This is a genomic window from Caldicellulosiruptor hydrothermalis 108 (assembly GCF_000166355.1).
Taxonomy (GTDB): Bacteria; Bacillota; Thermoanaerobacteria; order Caldicellulosiruptorales; family Caldicellulosiruptoraceae; genus Caldicellulosiruptor; species Caldicellulosiruptor hydrothermalis.
Genome location: NC_014652.1, coordinates 2,721,150 through 2,740,563, shown reverse-complemented (window position 1 = coordinate 2,740,563; position 19,414 = coordinate 2,721,150). Strand labels below are relative to the sequence as shown.

Below are 19,414 nucleotides of genomic sequence, written 5' to 3'. Positions count from 1 at the left end.
CTGTTAGAATTATGGGTATATTCTTGCATGCCAAAAAGGAAGAACTCTAATGAGAAATAATAAAGCTATTCTATTTGTGCTTACAGTCTTGCTGATGTTATTTCATATATCCCCTGCATATGCCAGTCATACACCTGTGAAATTTGAAGTTGACAAAAGCTATCCACCATTTTCATATACATCAGATGGTCGCATCTATGGATTTGCCATTGACCTTGCAAACCTTGTGTTTGAGGCGGACAAGTTTAAACTTGAGCTTTCAAGCGATACATGGAATCAAGTTTACAAAAAACTTGCCGAAGGGAAAATTGATGTCACAGCCCCTGTTGCCATAGTTGAAGAGAGAAAGAAAGAGGTGTACTTTTCAAAACCAATATTTACACGACATGTTGGAATTTACACCCCAAAAGGATTTTCGAAAAATATATCGCTTAAAAACCTTGAAAGTTTCAAGGTAGGCGTAATGAAATCTGATTACACAGAAACCCTTTTAAAAGAAAAGCTGGGCATAAATAAATATTATACGTACCCTACAATTGAAGATTTGATTTACGCCTTGGTTGATGGCAAGATTGATGCAGCCTTGATGTCCCAGGAAGTAGCCAATTACTTTCTTGTAAAAAACGACCTGAGCGACAGGGCAGAGCTCAAAATCAAAAATATCTTTACTGTAAAAAGCGCATTTGCGGTGAGCAAGAAAAGACCAGAACTTGTTTTATATATAAACCAGAGATTAAATTTTCTTACAAACAAAGGCATATTTGATGAGCTTTACTACAACTATTTTTCCACATATTCACCTGAATATTATGAGAGGAAAAATAGGCAAATATTACTATCTGCCTTGTATCTTTTGCTCATAATACTTTTTGCTGCATCCATGGCAATATTTGTAATGACAAGAATAAACAGAAGGCTTGAACATGGCAAACAAGCTTATGAAAAGTACGCCCAGCTTTTAGCAGAGAATGCAAATGCAATTGTTTTGACTCTTAACTTAAACGGCGAGATAATTTATTTTAACAAGTTTGCAGAGCAGCTTACCGGGTACAAAAGTGAAGAGGTTGTGGGCAAAAAATGGACTGATATTTTTATCCCATCACACAGGCGTGAGTATATAGAAAATCTTTTTAAGAGAATAGCCGAGGAAAAGGTTTTAAATGACCATGAGAATGAGATTATAACAAAAAATGGCGATATAAGATGGATTTTGTGGAACAATACTCTCATCGAAAGCCCATACTTAAACGAACCTTTGATTATTTCAACAGGGCTTGACATAACACAGATAAAAAAGACGCAGCAGCTTTTGGAAGAAAGCTATGAAGAGATTGAGCAGACCAACCAGGAGCTTATAAATACCTTAGAGATTTTAAACAAGCAGTCGGAAATGTTGCTGGAAGAGAAAGAAAAATACAAGTTTCTGGTAGAAAATGTCTCTGACTGCATCTGGGAGATAGATTTTCAAGAAAAGAAGATTGAGTTTTATGGAAGACTCAAAGACCTTTTTGACATTGATGCTATAAAGTCAAAAAATGATTTTTCAGCCTGGCTTGAATTTTTCCATGAGGATGACAGAAGCACTGTATTCAAAAAATTGCAGGATGCTATACTTCTTCATGAAGAAAATTTGGAATTTGAAGCGCGCATAAGGGACAAAAATGGAAACTGGCGCTGGATTTCCTCTCATGTTCAGATTTTATACAACGAAGAAGATAAACCTGAGAAGATTATTGCAGTAAACATTGACTGGACAGCCAAAAAAGAGTATGAACATAAGATAGAATACATTGCCTACTATGATGCACTGACAAGCCTGCCAAACAGGAAACTGTTTGAAGAGAGGTTGGAGAGTCTGATTAAAAAAGCCGAGGATGAGAAAACTCAAGGAGCTGTTGTGCTCATAGATATTGACAATTTCAAGGACATAAACGACCTCTATGGGCATGAAGCAGGAGATGAGTATCTAAAAGCTGTGGGCGAAAAAGTCTTAGAATATCTCGAAAACCTGAATCTTAAAACGTTTTTTGCAAGAGTTGGCGGTGATGAATTTGCAGTAATTTTGCACGGTCTTGCCAAAAAGGAGGAGGTAATTGAGGTTTGCACGCAGCTTCTTAGCATCTTTGAAAGTGAAATTTATATACAAAAGCTGGAAGGACATATTTTTGCTTCAGCGTCAATGGGTATATCGTTTTATCCTGATGATGGTAGAAGCGTCAAAGAGATATTCAGAAATGTTGACATGGCACTATCTTCTGCAAAAGAAAACGGCAAGAACGATTTTCAGATTTTTATGCCTTTCATGCTGATGAAGAATCTTAAAAAGATTGAAATTGAAAAAAGTCTCAAAAAAGCCATTGAAGCTGACCAGTTTGAGCTTTATTACCAGCCGGTTATAAACTTAAAAGATATGGAGATTCATTCTGTGGAAGCGCTTTTGAGATGGGTCTTGCCCGAAAAAGGTATCATCTCACCGCTTGAATTTATTCCTGTTGCAGAAGAGAGCGGGCTTATAGTAAAAATTGGTGAGATGGTCATAGAAAAGGCTTTTTCGGACCTTAAAAATTGGGAGAGAAAGGGAATTAGCTATCTACATATGGCGATAAATCTTTCAGCACGACAGTTTAAAACAAAGTTTTTTGAGAATATGGTTCAAAAGCTCATTGAACAGTATGGAGTGGACCCAAAGAAGATTTCATTTGAGATAACTGAAACGGGTGCTGTTGAGAATTTTGATGTGTCTTTGAAGATTTTAAGTTTCCTCTGCCAGCTGGGAATAAGGTTCTTGATAGACGACTTTGGTACGGGATATTCGTCGTTGATTTATTTGAAAAAGCTTCCAATTGGAGGAGTGAAGATAGACAGAAGCTTTATTTCAGAGATTGAATTTTCAAAAGAGAACAGGGCAATTGTTGAAGGTATCATCTTGATGGCTCACAAGCTTGACCTCAAAGTTGTAGCAGAGGGTGTTGAGACAAAAAGAGAGCTTGAGATTTTAAAAGAAATAGGATGCGACTTTGCGCAAGGGTATTTATTTTCAAAACCTCTGCCTAAAACCCAAGTTGAAAAGCTCTTGTTAGCAAGAAAAATAACTGTTTAAAAGATTGATGGAGGCTGCCAAAAGGCAGCTTCTTTTTTATTTTTTATCATTATTTTTCGCAAAAAATTTGACTTTAACAAGCACCCATTGTGGGTATATAAAAATTATGTGTAAAAACTTTTCTTCACCAAAGCACAAAAGCTTTTTTTGAAAAGAGGGGAGCATCAGGTGGGGTTTGTTGCACTTGAGGTGAAAGAGCTTATAGATATTCTTCTTAAAAATGTTGATATACCCGAGATTATCACAAAGGTTGAGGTAAACAAAAATGAGGTGACAGTAGGGGTAAAACCTGCTGCTTTTTTGCCCCAGACGCCTTTGAAGTTTACCATAACATCTGTGCAAAATAAACTCTCAATATTGTTTGACCCTTCCAAAAGCCTCATTATATATGGTTTTTTACTTGGAAAGTTGAAAGATGAAAAGATTGAAGGTATACAACTTTTTAAAGACAGGCTTGAAATAGACCTTCAAAAGATTTTGACTGGTAATGTAAAGGGAGTAAGGATAGATAGGGTTGAGGTTAGCAGTGAGGGTAAAATTGAAATAGATTTTTGCTGCGGTCAAAAATGAGCTTGCAAAACAAATGGGCTGCCATTTTAAAAAAGATAATGTAGCAGCCCATTTGCTATTTTTTATTTTATCTTGACTTTACAATAAACTTGATAGCTGTTTTCTTCTCACCATCGATAACAATGTCTGCAAATGCTGGAATTACATAAAGGTCAATTCCGTTTGGAGCAACCTTTCCACGAGCAATAGCAATTGCTTTTACAGCCTGGTTTACAGCAGATGCGCCAACAGCCTGAAGTTCTGCTTCACCCTGTTCTTTAACAATTGCAGCAAGCGCGTTTGCAACCTTCTGAGGCATTGATGTAGCAGCAACTTTTAAAACTTCCATACAACCACACCTCCATATTGTTTTTTGATTTGTAACAAAGAAAAGATTCAAGAATATATACTGATACAATATAAATTTTAATGGAAAAAAGTATAATTTTGCAAGAGTCAAAGTTGAATAAAATTTGAATTTAGCATTTGTAATTTTGAATAAGTTGGGCTAAAATAGAATTCAAATAAGAATTTTTTGAAAAATGTTCAAGGGGGTTTCAAGCATTTTAACATTTTCAGAATTTTTAAATACAATCGTTCAAGAAAACAAATGGATATACACACACGAGCTTTTAGAAAAGATAAAAGTGCCTCTGCCTTCGCAAAATCAGCTCAAAAGCTTTGAGGTTGCAAATTCGTTCTACAAGGAATTTTTGCACGTTGTATATGCTAAAGATATACTTTGTATGCTAAATTCCATGAAAATCTGGGCAGCAAACAACAATTTAGAGGTATTCTCACTGCTCACAACCGACATGATTCCGATAGTATGGCTTGGCGAGGGCTATTATGGCATTATTGCAAAGTATAAAGAGAAAATGATAATTCCATGTGCTCTTTATCAGCATTTTGAAGACCTTTATATAAACTTTCCAATGTCTGATTTTGTGCCGTTTGACATATGCGATGCATACAGAAAGCTTCTGGAAAATGAAGAGAATGTTGCGATGAATATTGTCTATGCAAGAAGCATTGATGAGTTGAAAAGGGAGTTTAAAAAGAATTTCAAGGAGTTTGAGATAGTATTCAAAGGACCTGATTATTACGACCTTTATGCAAGTCCGGTTAGCAAAAAGTACATTGTTGCACCCCTGAAAGAAATTTTAAAAGATTTTTTCCAAAACCAGATAATATATTTTTCACAGCTTTTATCTGTTCAGGAAAATCTAAACAAGAAATAGAATGATTATAGACCTAAAAGGAGAGGATAGAAAATTAGGAAGGTAACAGTTACATTTTATTCTCAGCAAGTACTGGATAAATTCAAATATATATTTGAAGAGGTTGATGTTGGTATATTTTCTCAAATGTCTCCTGCATTTGAAATATTCATCGACAAAATAGTTCAAACATTAAAGTCTATGAATTTGAATGTACAAAAAGATATTGTAGATGATATAATAATAGAAATAAAAGAGTTTAAAGTAAACTATGCATACTCTTCAATAGATGTCACAGATGCTTTAAGCGGGCTAATTTTGCTTACACAGAAAGAGTTTTTGGAGTGTAGAATAAAATGTAATGTGTTTTTGAAAAGCAAAATTGGTACCACTTTGACAGCACGGAATATAGAAGTTTTGTATTCACCAATTGAAGAGGAAAAAGACCAGACTGCAAAGCTTTTGAGAGATTATCTTCTTGACATCCAGCCACTGAAAAGTATGACAGAAAAGGATGTTGGGTTTGTTAAAAAAGCTATTGAGAATATTTTTGAGTGAAAAAATCTGTGTTCAAAGCTTTTGTAAAGTGGTATAAATATTATGAAAGCTTATTTTTTGAAAAAGAGGCTGGTATTGTTATGAAAAATAAAGATTATAAAAACAAAAATTTAATAAAGCCCGCTGAAGAACAAACAGTTCTTGACTTTGTTGAAAAGAAGCTTTCAGAAAACGCGGCAATAAGAGAGCTCATGAAAGATGAATATATAAGCTTTGGCGGGATAAGAGACTTTTTGTATTTTAAATTCTGCCCGCTGTATTTTGGTCTGTGCCCGCACAAAAAGAGCAAAAAGGATGAAGCTTGTGATTCCAATTTGTGCTGGCTTGAAAAGTTTTCAGATATACACCCTTCTGGAGCAGAAGGCGACCATCAGTTCTTCCACAACCTTGTAAAAGCCACTGTGCAGCCAAGCATCTGCCCCGAATGTGGGGAAGATGAGCTTGAGCTCAAGTGGCAGGACGAAGGGTATCTTGCAAAGCTTGGGCTTATAAATTTTGCAGATGTTGCGTACTTAGAGTGCAAAAGCTGTAAAAAGAGGTTCATAACCCATGCAGACAGAATGGCGGTTGAGTTTTTACTAAAAGTATTTCTTGCAAAGCCAAGCAAAAAATCGCCTGTCAAAGCCGGGCAGACAGTTGTTCTTGCGCTTGATAAAGCCGGGCTTGAAATTTTCATTGAACATCTTGAAAAGGAAAAGGATATCAAGACCATATGGAAAAGGCTTGACCCATTTTCAATATCAGACCAGATAGGCGAGCTTGACCTGAACATTGCTGTTGCAGATTTTATGTGTGAATACTATAACATAGAATATGAAGAGAAAAACGAGATTGACACCTTTTTTGAGGAAGAGGACACAGAAAAGTTTGACATCTCAGACCTGTTCGACGATTTTGAAGAAAAGTAAAAGACTTCAAAAGCTGCAGCCAAAACGGTTGCAGCTTTTTTGATTTTAAAAGCGACAATCTATTCTATTTTCTTGTTCTTGCTATACTTTTCAAAAATAAATAATATATTTTCTCTTCTTAACTACATAAAAAGACTATAAAAACTCATCCATTTCTGTAAATCTTCAAACATTAAAAATATTCTTTTGCATTTCAATTCTCCCAAAAAAGACTATCTCTCACTTTTTCAATATCTCCTATGGGGAGGTTCCCTCTTACCATTTCAATCCCCAAAGGGGAGGCTACAAACCAGGTGCTACAGAGTTGCCTGAGGGTGCGTCTTTCTTTCAATCCCCAAAGGGGAGGCTACAAACTTACGAATAGAATTATCAAATACGTTAAATCCTTGATTTCAATCCCCAAAGGGGAGGCTACAAACGGAAAACATGATAAACAGAGTAAAAATCTATGATGAATTTCAATCCCCAAAGGGGAGGCTACAAACTTTCTGGGACAAGGATAATGTTAAGTGGCATTCTGATTTCAATCCCCAAAGGGGAGGCTACAAACTTTACAAATTGTAACAAGTGAGGTGCTACAAATGGAATTTCAATCCCCAAAGGGGAGGCTACAAACTGACTTCTGTATTCATAACTTGCATTGTCTTTCTATATTTCAATCCCCAAAGGGGAGGCTACAAACCAGAATTTTTGGAGTAGGGCTTTGTGCCCTACTCCAATTTCAATCCCCAAAGGGGAGGCTACAAACCCGAAAATATAAAATTTTTTTAAAAACCATATTGAAATTTCAATCCCCAAAGGGGAGGCTACAAACCCGTAGATGGCTTGAGAAATCTTACAAGGAACAAATGGTTAAGTTTTCAAGCTACTGTAGGTTATTTCTATTATACTCCACAAGCTCTTGAAAGTCAACACATACCAGAATTTACCTTTTGCTGTCGATCCCCGGGGGTTTTTGGGGGGATTACAGGTCGACAGCAATTGGTAAATACAAAAGTCAATAAGATGTACAATTATCAAAGTACAATAGCATAAATGCAATAAAATAACATTACATAATAGGTATATGCAGTAAAATATAGAATGATAAACTAATAAAAATATTACATCGCAAGTTTTTTGATGTTTATAATTTAACAAATTGTTGTATTATAAAATCATAGAATTTCAATCGTTAAGAAAACTTAAAAAGGGATGTGACAGACTTGAACAAACTGTTTTTAATTTTCAACCACCAACTTTCTCAAGAACAAGAAAAAGAAGCAAGAGAAGCTTTAAAGATTGAAGAAATTGTAAATCTTCCACCTCAGCTTCAGGATTTTTGGAGCAACATTCCGCCAGATGTAGAGCTTTCAGAAGAAATGTTTGAAGATATCACAGCGTTTTTGATTCAAAACAGAGGTGAAAGAGAAAACTTCTGCCTCATTCAGGGTGACTTTGGAGCAACAGTTTATCTTGTGAGCTGGTGTTTTAAAAATGGCTTTGTGCCCATTTATGCAACAACAAAAAGAGTGGCAAAGGAAGTTGTGAGGCCCGATGGAACTGTTGAGCTTCTCAAGGTTTTCAAACATGAGAGGTTTAGAAGATACATTCTGTGCAGGTAGTAAAAAGGATGACACCCACATTTGTTTAAACTCATCCTGAATTTTGCTATTTACTCCTCGGATTAAAAATAAGCGAGATTACATACCCGAAAAACACTGCAGCAGAGATGCCACCAGCTGTTCTTGAAACGCCACCTGTGAACGCTCCAACAAGGCCAACTCTCGATACCTCTTCGATAGCACCTTTTGCCAAAGAATATCCAAAGCCGGGCAAGGGCACTGTTGCCCCCGCCCCGGCAAACTCAACAAGCTTTTGATATATCCCAAGGCCTTGCAGTACTGCCCCGAGCGTTACAAACAAAACAAGAATCCTTGCAGATGTGAGCTTTGTCTTGTCAATGAGAATTTGCCCCACAACACAGATAAGCCCGCCAACTAAAAATGCCTTCAGGTAGTCCATTTTTTACCATCACTCCTTTTTGCAAAAATCTTAAAAGCAGGCAATTCCTACATCATCTCAATGGCAAGTGCATGGGCAATCACAGGGATGCTTTCACCAAGCTGAACTGTTGATGCCGACATTAAAGCACCAGTTGGCACAATCAAAATCCTTTCAAATGTTCGCTCACGCAAAAGCTTATAAAGATACCCACCAAACACGCAGGCAGAGGCTGCGCACCCGCTTGCTCCAGCGCCTGTATTTTGAGTTTTTGGGTCAAACATCAAAATTCCACAGTCAAAAAGCTCAGTAGAAAATTTTATCCCTTCCTTTTTGAAAAGCTCTTCAAGAAGCTTTCTTCCAACATACCCTAAATCACCTGTGATTATCATGTCATAATATTCAAAACTTCTCTTTGTGTCAGAAAAGTGCCTCATAATAGTGTCGAACGCAGCAGGTGCCATTGCAGCTCCCATGTTGTTTGGGTCTTTTATTCCAAAATCAAGTATCCTGCCAACTGTAAAGTGTGTAATTTTGGGGGAATGCAAACTATCTTCTTGTCTTATCAAAAAGGCAGCAGCTCCCGTCACAGTCCACTGGGATGTTGGAGGTCTCTGGCAACCAAGCTCCAAAGGGTATCTAAACTGCTTTTCGGCAGAGCAAAAGTGAGAGGATGTCGCAGCAATTACATTTTTTGCAAAACCACCATCAACAAATATTGAGGCAAGCCCAATGCTCAGGGCAAAGGTAGAACATGCACCGTACAAGCCCACAAACGGAATGTCCAAATCCCTTGCAGCAAAGTGTGAGCTTGACAGCTGGTTTAAAAGGTCACCGCTTAAAATCAGGTCTATGTTATCTGGGTTTTCCCCTACCCTTTGCACAAGTTTTGTAATGGCAATATTTAAAAGCTTTCCCTCTGCAAGCTCCCAAGACTTTTGCCCTGCATACTCATCTTCAATGACCATGTCAAAATATATTGAAAGAGGTCCCTGTCCCTCTTTTTTTCCAACAACTGTAAAGCAGTCGGATATAGCCACATTTGATTCAAATCTGTATGTTGACCTTCCCAGCTTCATTGTGATGGTTACCTCACTTTCATATCCCAGGAAATACTTTAACAAGGTAGTACAAAAGCCCTACTATTATGGATGTGGAAATTCCATATACAAGAACAGGTCCTGCAATCAAAAACATCTTGCTTCCAACGCCAAACACAAACCCCTCTTTTTTGTACTCAATTGCAGGCGAGACAATAGAATTTGCAAACCCTGTGATGGGAACAATAGAACCTGCCCCTGCAAAAGCACCAATTTTGTCATACACTCCAAGGCCTGTCAGAAAAGCCCCAAGAAATATCATGGTGATGGATGTGAGAACTTGAGCCTCATCTTTTGGGAAAAAGCTGCTGTAGAGATTCAAAAACGCCTGACCAACATCACAGATAGCCCCGCCAACTAAGAATGCTAAGATGCAGTTTTTAAAAGAGTTTGTCTTTGGCTCGTTTGCCTTTACAAGTGCCTGGTATTCAGAGGCTTTCTTATCTTTGATGTTCACTTTGCAAAGCACCCCCGCAAACAAAACTTCAAGATGATATTATTTTAAATTTTTTTGAGATTTATTCACAACCAAGCGAGATTTAGAACAATCTGATTGATATTTAGCTTAAAATATCACTCAGATTTTACAAACAAACGTTCGAATAATTTTTGAAAATGCCCCTATCAAGAATTTAAAATAGAGGCAGAAAGGAGGTGAAGTGAAGATGGCAGCAAAACCACTTGTAGGCTCATTGCAGCTCAAACTTGAAAACGGCACGACATCCACTGGCAAAATAAGGCTCAAGACACTCTCTTTTGATATCAAGCCAGAAGCCCAAGATATGGATGTGTATCAGGTTGGCCAAGCAATTGCAAGCCTTCAGTCAAAGCCGCTGTACACAATTATAAGAAGCAACAACTTTGAACTTTTATACTAATTGACGCTTCAAGCTTTTGAAAGCACAAAAAATAGCAGAAAGGAGGTGAAATAAGGATGCTTACTCTGGTTTTGACATTCAAGCTTCAAAACGGCAAAAACTTCAGACTTTCCATCCCCGACCCAAAGCCAAACCTTACTGCTGCCGAGGTTGACAGCGTGATGAACTTGATTGTTCAAAAGAACATATTTGTAACATCAAGTCCGATTGTTGAAAAGGTATCAGCAAGAATTGTTGACAGAGAGGTAAACACTTTAATCGGACAATAAAAAGCACAAGATAAAGCGTGCCGACCTGACCTTTTGAGTTTTGGCAGGTCGGCATGTTTTTAAAAAATTCTTAAAAGTACATAACAAACTCAACCTGGGAGGTGAAAAAATATGCAAGATATAATTGCCAACATTGCCAACATAGGCTTTCCGATTGTGCTTTGCATCTATCTTCTCACAAGGTTTGAAAGCAAGATAGACAAGCTCTCTGACAGCATTGACAAGCTTTCTGAAAAGATTTTGCAGATGAAAAACAATTGACATACAAAAGAATGTTCGGTATAATAAAAATATACTTTTAAAAATATGGAAAATAAAGCCTTTTTCAGGATGGTGATATTACTTATGAACAGCATTCCAAAGGATATCATATATTTTGTGCCACACTACACAGAAAATGGTGATAGTGTGCTGATTCTTTTTTTGAGCGGCGAAAAGAAGATTGTACCAATGTCAATTCGAAGTTTTTCCAAAAAACTATATTCACTTTATGCAATAGACTGCCAGGCAATCAAAAAGCTTATCTCACAGCGAATTGGTCAGAAAAATCTTCTTCCCATTGTTCTTCCGGATGCCACCTTCATTCCTGTGAAGACAAGAAAAGCAGTTGTGAAAACAGACCCCATCTTTGGTTATGTAAACATGAGCCAGATATTCAGAATTGACGATAAAGACGACCACTTTGAGATGCTTTTGCGCTGCGGTGCAGTTCTGAGCTGTCTTGGTTCTGCAAAGTACTTTAAAAAGAGGATAACTCTTGCTTCTGTCATAACAGACTATCTGCAGGGTATCTGGTCGCAGGGTGCCCTTAAAATAAAAGAAGAGTGTGAGCTTGAGAATGTGTTCGGATTGGAGTAAAATAATGTAGCAGGCAAATCGCAATTTTTGAAGGGGAAGAAATGAAAATATGCAGCAAAACATTCAGGGCATGGTAAGTGATATAATCTACAGGAATTTGGAAAACAACTATACAGTGTTTGAGATAATCTGTAACGATGAAGTGTTCACAGCAGTAGGGATAGTTCCTGATATAGCAATTGGTGAAAAGGTAAGCGTGTACGGTGAGTTTTATGTTCATCCTGTTTATGGTCAGCAACTTAAAGTAAGCTACCTTGAAAAGCTATTGCCACAGACAAAGGATGAGATATATCTTTATCTTTCCTCTGGAGTGATAAAAGGTATCGGGCAAAAGACTGCAAAGAAGATTGTTGATACCTTTGGAGATGACACCGCAAGGATTTTGCAGGAAGAGCCAGAAAAGCTTTTGAGTATTCGCGGCATGACGCCTGAAAAGGTTGAGCGGATAAGGAACATGTTTGCGTTCCAGAAATTTTTGAAAGATATCATGTCAATCTTTTCACAGTACGGGTTTTCACAGAACCACGCAATGCGACTTTTTAAGCTTTATGGATTTTCTGCTCTGTCACTTTTGCAGGAAAATCCATATTTTCTTTTGGATGTATTCCCGGAGCTTGACTTTAAAAAGGTTGACAGGCTTGCACTTGATATGGGAGTTATGCCGGATGACAGAAGAAGAATATCTGCCAAAATACTCAATCTTTTGACATTGGCAGCAAACAACGAAGGGCACACCTGCCTGCCAGAAAATAAGCTCAAACAGCTCTGTATCAGAACCCTTGACCTTCCAGTGGAAAAAATAGAAGAGGCAATTGAAGCTTTAGCTCAAGAAAGAAGAATTGTGAAAGATGAAGTTGACTCTCAAGAGATGGTGTTTTTGTACGGCTACTATGAGTGTGAAAGGTATATAGCAGACAAAATCCTGTCAATGCTAAAAGAGTATGATGACATTGCTGATATAGATGAAAAAATTTCTTCTTTTGAAGAAAAAAACGGTATTGCATTTTCGCCAAATCAGAAAAAAGCTATCAAGATGGCGCTGACTCAAGGTGTTAGCATCATAACAGGCGGTCCTGGCACAGGAAAGACCACAATCATAAAATGTATCATTCAGATTTTTGAGGGTGAAGGCAAAAAGGTTTTTCTCTGCGCACCAACAGGAAGAGCTGCAAAGAGGATGCAGGCAGCCTGTGAAAGAGAATCAAAAACAATCCACAGACTTTTGGAGATGACAGTTTTAGACACACATGTTATTTTCCAAAGAGGACCAAATAATCCCTTAAAATGCGATGCTATCGTGGTTGATGAAATGAGCATGGTAGACAGTTTCCTTATGAACTATCTTCTTGCTGCAACAAAGCCGACGACAAGAATTGTCCTTGTTGGAGACAAAGACCAGCTTCCATCTGTTGGTGCAGGAAATGTCTTAAAAGACCTTATAAAAAGCCAGATTGTGCCGTGCACAACTTTGACAGAGGTGTATCGCCAGAGCGAAAATAGTTTTATAGTTCTCAACGCTCATAGGATAAACAGAGGTGAGTTTCCACACCTTCAAAAGGAGAGCGATTTTTATTTTATCCAGAAAAACTCTCAGGAAGAGATTTTAAAAACTGTAATTGAGCTTGTGACCAAAAAACTTCCAAACTATCTTTCGTGCGACCCGATGACAGACATCCAGGTTCTGTGTCCTTCCAAAAAGGGAATTGTGGGAATGTACAACCTAAACCGCGTGCTGCAGCAGTACCTCAACCCACCTCATCCATCTAAAAAGGAGTATGCCTACAAGGAAAACCTGTTCAGGGTTGGCGACAAGGTCATGCAAGTGAAAAACAACTATTCGTTGGAATATGAGATTGTACAAGGAGAGGAGAAGGGCAGGGCCTCAACAGGGATATTCAACGGCGACATTGGAGTTGTAAAGGATATCGACAGGTCTCAAGGTGCTTTGGAGATTTTGTTTGACGATGAAAAGCTTGTGTATTATGACTTTTCGCTGCTTGACGACTTAGAGCTTGCATATGCCATGACTGTTCACAAATCACAGGGCTCAGAGTTTAGGTGCATAGTGATGCCGGTTGTTGAGACCTACCCCATTTTGATGACAAGAAACCTTCTTTACACTGCTGTTACACGAGCAAAAGAACTTGTTGTGCTGGTGGGTAAAAAAAGCGCCTTAGAGTATATGATAGCAAACCAGAAAGAAGCTATGCGATATTCAGCACTTTGCGACTTTTTACTGCGCGGGCAATCAAATATGCAATTGCAAGTTTTATGATGTCCGGGATTATAAATGGCAGAACACCTGCTGCAAAAGCTTTTTTAAGTGTCATATGCGCAGCCCACGACAGATACAAAAATCCAAAGACATAGATGATTGCAAGCCCAGAGATGAGTGCCACTGAGGCATTTGCTGCCTCATTTTTTATTGGCTTTTTTGCATTTATATAACTTGTAACAAACGCTGCGATTGGGAATGCCATCAGATATCCGCCGGTTGGACCTGCGAATTTAGAAAGACCACCTGTAAAACCAGCAAACACAGGCACGCCAACAGCCCCTAAAAGGTCATACACAAGAAGACTCAAAAAAGCATACTTTGGCGGCAGAATCAAGCTTGCCAGGAAAATTGCTAAAACCTGCAGTGTAAATGGCACAGGCCCAATCGGAATTGAAACTTGCGCACACACAGCAACTATTGCTGTAAAAAGAGCAGATAAAACCAGCATCTTTGTAGTATTTGTGCTCTTTGCATTTTCCATTTTTTATACCTCCCAAATGTAAACTTTTTATTTTATTATGGTTTACTAAGAATATATCAGCAATTTATTGCATCTGTCAAGGGGGAGTTGAAATCTTATGTTTTCAACTTCTTTCGCGTTTCCCAAAGTCGCTGCACAAGCGACTTTCTCAAGAGGCAAAAAAAGAAGGTGTCAGTCTTAATTCTTTTATCCAGCATTTAATTTCATATGCTTTAGGATGTAGAGATAATGATTTGCTGAGAATGTCGAAGCATCTTTACATTGTTCCCACTGTAATCTCAGAGGACTTGAAAATTTCAGAAGATACCGGAGTGAGAAAGACAAAAACATAGAAAGCGGAGCGCACTGTGCTCCGCTTCTGCATTTATGAGGAAAATAAATTTATGTTTATGCGTTAGTTTTAAAATTAGCTTATGAAACATCTGAAAGAATATAACAAATACCACCATATTAAACATTATATATCTTTATTTTCATAACACACCATTTTGCAGCAAGGTTAAGAACAACTATAGTATTTCAAAAAAGCTAATATAACTGGAACGTACAGTTGTTTAGAATAATTTGCCAAATCGCAACCACCCCTTTGCTGCAAAACTTAATATTGACAGAGATTTCGAAATTTAATAAAATCATAGTAAAGATAAAGCCTTTCAGTTATTAAAATTTGGTGGGTTTTATCTGAACTATGAGGGATGTAAACATATGCTGTGTTGTAAGCTTGTTTGAAGTGTTCCCAGTTTTATCTGAACTATGAGGGATGTAAACCAGGCTTTTTAAGATTATAATTTGTTGTGTATTTCAGTTTTATCTGAACTATGAGGGATGTAAACTGACACATTGTTACAGCGACACGGCACCATCGGCGGCGTTTTATCTGAACTATGAGGGATGTAAACTTGAATTTTAGATTTGGATTAATTATATTCATTTCCGGTTTTATCTGAACTATGAGGGATGTAAACTGATAAAATTAATATCCTGATTAGTAGTACCAAGCAGTTTTATCTGAACTATGAGGGATGTAAACTAGCATTGACTGGACACCTTTAAACAGAGCTGGTATGTTTTATCTGAACTATGAGGGATGTAAACAAAAAGCTGCAGATGCTTTAGGTATTCAATTTTCAGCGGTTTTATCTGAACTATGAGGGATGTAAACACCAAATACGCAACATCAAACGGCAGTGAAAAAGGAAAGTTTTATCTGAACTATGAGGGATGTAAACTCAAAGAAATTCAAACATACAAGTACAGAGAAGACAAAGGTTTTATCTGAACTATGAGGGATGTAAACATCAACTGTTTCTTGTATGCCCTTCACTTCAATTTTTAGTTTTATCTGAACTATGAGGGATGTAAACGCGGTGTATATCATATATTGTTGCGCTACTTGCGTGTTTTATCTGAACTATGAGGGATGTAAACCGCTTCGAAACAGGCAAATTTGGCAAAGCAATCATGGGTTTTATCTGAACTATGAGGGATGTAAACAAAGGTTCTACTGCGTCATGTTTAACATCAAAAGGCAGTTTTATCTGAACTATGAGGGATGTAAACCTGCTTTTTTAAACACAGTTTCGATTTCTGTCCTGTGTTTTATCTGAACTATGAGGGATGTAAACGCTTTGCCCCCATTCTTATGTCAATAAAGTATTTATAAGTTTTATCTGAACTATGAGGGATGTAAACTATTTGTTAACTTTTCAACTGCTTTCTTTATTTCTTTGTTTTATCTGAACTATGAGGGATGTAAACGATGACATCAAGATAAAACTTGCGAACTTCTTTGGAGGTTTTATCTGAACTATGAGGGATGTAAACAACATTGAAGTGTTGTTTAAAAGTCTTGGTGCGTCTGTTTTATCTGAACTATGAGGGATGTAAACTGTTCAGAAGTGAGCGCTAAAACAGCGTTTAATCCTTGTTTTATCTGAACTATGAGGGATGTAAACCTACTTAGTTCAGCAATGCTTTCTTCTTTGATTTGGGTTTTATCTGAACTATGAGGGATGTAAACGAGTAGTGTCATCGCCAATCGCATTTGCAGCGTAGAGTTTTATCTGAACTATGAGGGATGTAAACAAAGATATAAAGCTATGTTTTCATAGTCATCGTCCGTGGTTTTATCTGAACTATGAGGGATGTAAACAAGTTTACAGAAGCTGAATTCCTTTTAGATGCTGAAGTGTTTTATCTGAACTATGAGGGATGTAAACATTACAATTTATATCTCACAAATATACAAATTGTTTTAGTTTTATCTGAACTATGAGGGATGTAAACGCGGGCTTATTTTTTTATGTCATTTTGCCTCACCTCGTTTTATCTGAACTATGAGGGATGTAAACAGTAGCGAACTTGAAAGGCTGCAACGATATGAACAGGTTTTATCTGAACTATGAGGGATGTAAACTTAGAAAAATTGTAACTGTCTATAGTTAATGTAATATGTTTTATCTGAACTATGAGGGATGTAAACTTTCAAAGCTTTATATTCTGTTCTGCTTATTTCTATGTTTTATCTGAACTATGAGGGATGTAAACGACGGGACGTTAAACCGCAACGGCATTCATGCAGCAGGTTTTATCTGAACTATGAGGGATGTAAACTGATTGAATTTCACTCCTTGTTTTAACTTGTTTATCAGTTTTATCTGAACTATGAGGGATGTAAACATCAGTATATAACATGATTAAAGACGGCAGACTTAGTTTTATCTGAACTATGAGGGATGTAAACACAGGGAAAAAGTTATAAGTAATCACATACTCTTCTCGTTTTATCTGAACTATGAGGGATGTAAACTAATACTTCATAATTAGCTGTCCATGTTCTTAATTGAGTTTTATCTGAACTATGAGGGATGTAAACAAATCTGTGTAGCTGAGCTGCATATCGCAAAGTCTGGTTTTATCTGAACTATGAGGGATGTAAACGCCCTATTGCTTTAGTTCCTGCTTTTCTGTAGACTCCAGTTTTATCTGAACTATGAGGGATGTAAACTGATTTGTTGTATTTATAAGCTCAAGCACAGGCATTGGTTTTATCTGAACTATGAGGGATGTAAACCAAATCTATTTATTGCTCTTGCTAATACATGCGCAGTTTTATCTGAACTATGAGGGATGTAAACGTATGTTCCATCCATCCATGAAGGCTAAGATGGATGAGTTTTATCTGAACTATGAGGGATGTAAACTGCATTGTTTTGACCAGTTCTGAGTGATACAAGGCTAGTTTTATCTGAACTATGAGGGATGTAAACATAACCGCACCGCTTGCTGGAACAACTTTCGCCAAAGTTTTATCTGAACTATGAGGGATGTAAACTGTATCAGTCCAGTGATTGCCTGTGCGACTGCTATGGTTTTATCTGAACTATGAGGGATGTAAACGACATCATACAGCTTTACCTCTCCGTTTTCAGTTAGCAGTTTTATCTGAACTATGAGGGATGTAAACGCAGCACAAGCTATTCCAATTCTCATAGAAGGCATGGGTTTTATCTGAACTATGAGGGATGTAAACTGTAAAATTTGATTTCTGCACCTTCTGGTAGTGTTGTGTTTTATCTGAACTATGAGGGATGTAAACCAGTTGCTGACATTTGAGTTTGTTGTTGATGACGAGTTTTGTCTGAACTATGAGGGATGTAAACGTGGCTATTAGACAAAGGATTTATTTACAGAGACAAAGTTTTATCTGAACTATGAGGGATGTAAACAACGGTGAGGTCTTGAGAATACCTGCAGAGGACGTAAGTTTTATCTGAACTATGAGGGATGTAAACTTTTTGTCGACGTTTACCGTTCTCATCTCTGCCAACGGTTTTATCTGAACTATGAGGGATGTAAACGCAGTGCTTGCAGTCTATGCATAGCTTCACAACTACCAGTTTTATCTGAACTATGAGGGATGTAAACGAAGATACGGTTGCTTATCGTTTGAAAAGACTTAGGGTTTTATCTGAACTATGAGGGATGTAAACTAAAATATTATCTTAACCCTTTACAGAACTATCAAAACTATTTAATGGGGATAAAAATGCTCAAGGTAAGAATATTACTAAATAAATCCATTAAATAGCAGAACAACTTTATTAGAATTTTATTTAACCAAAATATGAAAGGAAGTTTTTGATATGGGTAGAAAAGAAGTTACTGTGATATTTGAAACAATAACTCCTTTGTGGACAGGCGATGCTTGGATGAAGAGTAAAAAAATTAGACCATCTTCGTTATTGGGAAGTTTAAGATTTTGGTTTGAGGTAATTTGTTATTTTGGGGGAGTAGTTAAAAAAGAAGATTTCGATTTTAGTAAGGGAAGATTTGAAAAAGAAATTGGGCAAAAAGAACAAGGAAAATTGAAAGATAAGCTTAATGCTCTGGGTTGTGGCTTTGAACAATTAACATATGTTTTAAAAGATTTAGATATATGTATACCTTCAATAATTTTTGGCACTACAGGATGGAAAAGTTTGATTCAAATAAAAGAGATATTGCCTTTAAATGATAATTGCTTTGAAAACAAATTAAATTTGCCAGGTAGAATCTGTGTTTCTAAACTTAATGACAAAGTCAAGGAAAATAGTGATTGTCCAAAAGGAGGTAATGGTGATTGGTCTGTCTTCTATCTTTCTAAACAGTATTTTTATGGACAATTCAGTGTGAAATTTTTAATAGAAGAAAAAATATTAGATGGAATATTTTACCCACTATTAAAATTTATGAATGAATATGGTTACTGGGGAGGCAAATGGAATATAGGATACGGGAGATTAAATATTCTTGAAGTAAGAGAAAATAATGTTGCAAATGATAATTGGAGACAAAATGAAAAATTTGATTTTAATTTATTTTTCAAGGATATAAAAGGTTTAGAATTTAAAATAAGTGAAGTTAATAACTTTGATGAATTAATTAAGTTTAAAAATAATGATAAAAAAATTAAGATTTTAAACAATCAAGTTCGAAAATCAGATTTAAAAGAAGTTATTAAGGAATTGATTAAAACAAAAGCAAAAAAAAGAGCACAAAACAAAATTAATGGAGGTGATAAAGAAGAAAGGCACAAGATTTTTGGCACCACCGCAAAGCCTCCAAATGATGAAGATTTATTACCACAGGGTTCTAAAATTTTACCTTATATAAAAAAAGAGAATGGGGATTTTGTTGGAGGATTTTTGTCGATTGCTGATTTGTTAACTCTATATAAAGAAGGTGAATAAA

Annotated in this window: 18 protein-coding genes and 2 CRISPR repeat arrays; of the genes, 13 read left to right on the top strand and 5 right to left on the bottom strand. The window is 36.8% G+C overall.

Annotated features, from left to right (window positions below; all coding sequences use genetic code 11):
* Positions 1-49 precede the first annotated feature (49 nt).
* A complete protein-coding gene (locus CALHY_RS13115; protein WP_013404420.1) occupies positions 50-3,100 on the top strand; it encodes an EAL domain-containing protein in 3,051 nt (1,016 codons plus the stop codon).
* Between the two features lie 168 nt (positions 3,101-3,268).
* Positions 3,269-3,670, top strand: a complete 402-nt coding sequence (locus tag CALHY_RS13110; RefSeq protein ID WP_013404419.1) for a hypothetical protein — start codon at positions 3,269-3,271, stop codon at positions 3,668-3,670.
* A 67-nt stretch (positions 3,671-3,737) separates the two neighbouring features.
* Here CALHY_RS13110 and CALHY_RS13105 read toward each other — a convergent pair whose 3' ends face one another.
* Complete coding sequence (locus tag CALHY_RS13105; RefSeq protein WP_013404418.1) at positions 3,738-3,998, bottom strand: stage V sporulation protein S; 261 nt, start codon at positions 3,996-3,998, stop codon at positions 3,738-3,740.
* Positions 3,999-4,191: 193 nt separating this feature from the next.
* Here CALHY_RS13105 and CALHY_RS13100 point away from each other — a divergent pair, with 193 nt between their 5' ends.
* The 4 genes from CALHY_RS13100 to csx20 all read left to right on the top strand — a co-directional run bounded on the left by CALHY_RS13100 (position 4,192) and on the right by csx20 (position 7,939).
* Positions 4,192-4,890 carry a hypothetical protein gene (locus CALHY_RS13100; RefSeq protein WP_013404417.1) on the top strand — a complete coding sequence of 233 codons (699 nt, stop codon included), beginning with the start codon at positions 4,192-4,194 and terminating at the stop codon, positions 4,888-4,890.
* Between the two features lie 126 nt (positions 4,891-5,016).
* Positions 5,017-5,427, top strand: coding sequence for a hypothetical protein (locus tag CALHY_RS13095; protein ID WP_013404416.1), 411 nt, complete (start codon positions 5,017-5,019; stop codon positions 5,425-5,427).
* 80 nt (positions 5,428-5,507) lie between these two features.
* Positions 5,508-6,335 carry a hypothetical protein gene (locus tag CALHY_RS13090; RefSeq protein ID WP_041723521.1) on the top strand — a complete coding sequence of 276 codons (828 nt, stop codon included), beginning with the start codon at positions 5,508-5,510 and terminating at the stop codon, positions 6,333-6,335.
* Positions 6,336-6,596: 261 nt separating this feature from the next.
* A CRISPR array of direct repeats spans positions 6,597-7,149; the repeat unit is 29 nt; unit sequence TTTCAATCCCCAAAGGGGAGGCTACAAAC.
* 391 nt (positions 7,150-7,540) lie between these two features.
* Entirely contained in the window at positions 7,541-7,939 is a 399-nt protein-coding gene (gene csx20, locus CALHY_RS13080; protein ID WP_013404414.1) for a CRISPR-associated protein Csx20, read from the top strand.
* Positions 7,940-7,985: 46 nt separating this feature from the next.
* Here the strand turns inward: csx20 and spoVAE are convergent, their stop codons facing one another.
* From spoVAE to spoVAC, 3 genes are read right to left on the bottom strand one after another with little or no spacing between them, the layout of a single operon-like run.
* A complete protein-coding gene (gene spoVAE / locus CALHY_RS13075; protein ID WP_013404413.1) occupies positions 7,986-8,339 on the bottom strand; it encodes a stage V sporulation protein AE in 354 nt (117 codons plus the stop codon).
* A 47-nt stretch (positions 8,340-8,386) separates the two neighbouring features.
* Entirely contained in the window at positions 8,387-9,397 is a 1,011-nt protein-coding gene (spoVAD, locus tag CALHY_RS13070; RefSeq protein ID WP_013404412.1) for a stage V sporulation protein AD, read from the bottom strand.
* Between the two features lie 19 nt (positions 9,398-9,416).
* A complete protein-coding gene (spoVAC, locus tag CALHY_RS13065; RefSeq protein ID WP_013404411.1) occupies positions 9,417-9,875 on the bottom strand; it encodes a stage V sporulation protein AC in 459 nt (152 codons plus the stop codon).
* A 208-nt stretch (positions 9,876-10,083) separates the two neighbouring features.
* Here spoVAC and CALHY_RS13060 point away from each other — a divergent pair, with 208 nt between their 5' ends.
* From CALHY_RS13060 to recD2, 5 genes are all read left to right on the top strand, one after another.
* Complete coding sequence (locus CALHY_RS13060) at positions 10,084-10,296, top strand: DUF1659 domain-containing protein (RefSeq protein ID WP_013404410.1); 213 nt, start codon at positions 10,084-10,086, stop codon at positions 10,294-10,296.
* Between the two features lie 56 nt (positions 10,297-10,352).
* Positions 10,353-10,565: a DUF2922 domain-containing protein gene (locus tag CALHY_RS13055; RefSeq protein ID WP_013404409.1), complete on the top strand. Its 213-nt coding sequence runs from the start codon at positions 10,353-10,355 to the stop codon at positions 10,563-10,565.
* A gap of 111 nt (positions 10,566-10,676) precedes the next feature.
* Complete coding sequence (locus tag CALHY_RS13505) at positions 10,677-10,826, top strand: YvrJ family protein (RefSeq protein ID WP_013404408.1); 150 nt, start codon at positions 10,677-10,679, stop codon at positions 10,824-10,826.
* 84 nt (positions 10,827-10,910) lie between these two features.
* The gene (locus CALHY_RS13050; protein ID WP_013404407.1) at positions 10,911-11,423 is read left to right on the top strand and encodes a hypothetical protein; all 513 of its coding nucleotides are present in this window, start codon (positions 10,911-10,913) and stop codon (positions 11,421-11,423) included.
* Positions 11,424-11,472: 49 nt separating this feature from the next.
* Positions 11,473-13,698 carry an SF1B family DNA helicase RecD2 gene (recD2, locus tag CALHY_RS13045; RefSeq protein ID WP_013404406.1) on the top strand — a complete coding sequence of 742 codons (2,226 nt, stop codon included), beginning with the start codon at positions 11,473-11,475 and terminating at the stop codon, positions 13,696-13,698.
* Here the strand turns inward: recD2 and CALHY_RS13040 are convergent.
* Positions 13,628-14,182 carry a biotin transporter BioY gene (locus tag CALHY_RS13040; protein ID WP_013404405.1) on the bottom strand — a complete coding sequence of 185 codons (555 nt, stop codon included), beginning with the start codon at positions 14,180-14,182 and terminating at the stop codon, positions 13,628-13,630. The two genes, recD2 and CALHY_RS13040, sit on opposite strands and share 71 nt — an antisense overlap.
* Between CALHY_RS13040 and CALHY_RS13600 the strand changes: the two genes are divergently transcribed.
* Together CALHY_RS13600 and CALHY_RS13035 are read left to right on the top strand one after the other, a co-directional pair.
* Entirely contained in the window at positions 14,161-14,514 is a 354-nt protein-coding gene (locus CALHY_RS13600) for a toxin-antitoxin system HicB family antitoxin (protein ID WP_083790257.1), read from the top strand. The two genes, CALHY_RS13040 and CALHY_RS13600, sit on opposite strands and share 22 nt — an antisense overlap.
* Positions 14,515-14,856: 342 nt before the next feature.
* Positions 14,857-18,174: direct repeats of the CRISPR family, unit length 29 nt; unit sequence GTTTTATCTGAACTATGAGGGATGTAAAC.
* 153 nt (positions 18,175-18,327) lie between these two features.
* Positions 18,328-19,413, top strand: a complete 1,086-nt coding sequence (locus CALHY_RS13035) for an RAMP superfamily CRISPR-associated protein (RefSeq protein WP_013404404.1) — start codon at positions 18,328-18,330, stop codon at positions 19,411-19,413.
* Position 19,414: the final 1 nt, after the last annotated feature.

Excerpts from the sequence above, each read along its gene's own strand:
- CALHY_RS13115 (WP_013404420.1), top strand. The coding sequence starts at position 50 with ATGAGAAATAATAAAGCTATTCTATTTGTGCTTACAGTCTTGCTGATG.
- CALHY_RS13105 (WP_013404418.1), bottom strand. The coding sequence starts at position 3,998 with ATGGAAGTTTTAAAAGTTGCTGCTACATCAATGCCTCAGAAGGTTGCA.
- CALHY_RS13100 (WP_013404417.1), top strand. The coding sequence starts at position 4,192 with ATGTTCAAGGGGGTTTCAAGCATTTTAACATTTTCAGAATTTTTAAAT.
- CALHY_RS13095 (WP_013404416.1), top strand. The coding sequence starts at position 5,017 with ATGTCTCCTGCATTTGAAATATTCATCGACAAAATAGTTCAAACATTA.
- CALHY_RS13090 (WP_041723521.1), top strand. The coding sequence starts at position 5,508 with ATGAAAAATAAAGATTATAAAAACAAAAATTTAATAAAGCCCGCTGAA.
- spoVAE (WP_013404413.1), bottom strand. The coding sequence starts at position 8,339 with ATGGACTACCTGAAGGCATTTTTAGTTGGCGGGCTTATCTGTGTTGTG.
- spoVAD (WP_013404412.1), bottom strand. The coding sequence starts at position 9,397 with ATGAAGCTGGGAAGGTCAACATACAGATTTGAATCAAATGTGGCTATA.
- CALHY_RS13060 (WP_013404410.1), top strand. The coding sequence starts at position 10,084 with ATGGCAGCAAAACCACTTGTAGGCTCATTGCAGCTCAAACTTGAAAAC.
- CALHY_RS13055 (WP_013404409.1), top strand. The coding sequence starts at position 10,353 with ATGCTTACTCTGGTTTTGACATTCAAGCTTCAAAACGGCAAAAACTTC.
- CALHY_RS13505 (WP_013404408.1), top strand. The coding sequence starts at position 10,677 with ATGCAAGATATAATTGCCAACATTGCCAACATAGGCTTTCCGATTGTG.
- CALHY_RS13050 (WP_013404407.1), top strand. The coding sequence starts at position 10,911 with ATGAACAGCATTCCAAAGGATATCATATATTTTGTGCCACACTACACA.
- recD2 (WP_013404406.1), top strand. The coding sequence starts at position 11,473 with ATGCAGCAAAACATTCAGGGCATGGTAAGTGATATAATCTACAGGAAT.
- CALHY_RS13040 (WP_013404405.1), bottom strand. The coding sequence starts at position 14,182 with ATGGAAAATGCAAAGAGCACAAATACTACAAAGATGCTGGTTTTATCT.
- CALHY_RS13035 (WP_013404404.1), top strand. The coding sequence starts at position 18,328 with ATGGGTAGAAAAGAAGTTACTGTGATATTTGAAACAATAACTCCTTTG.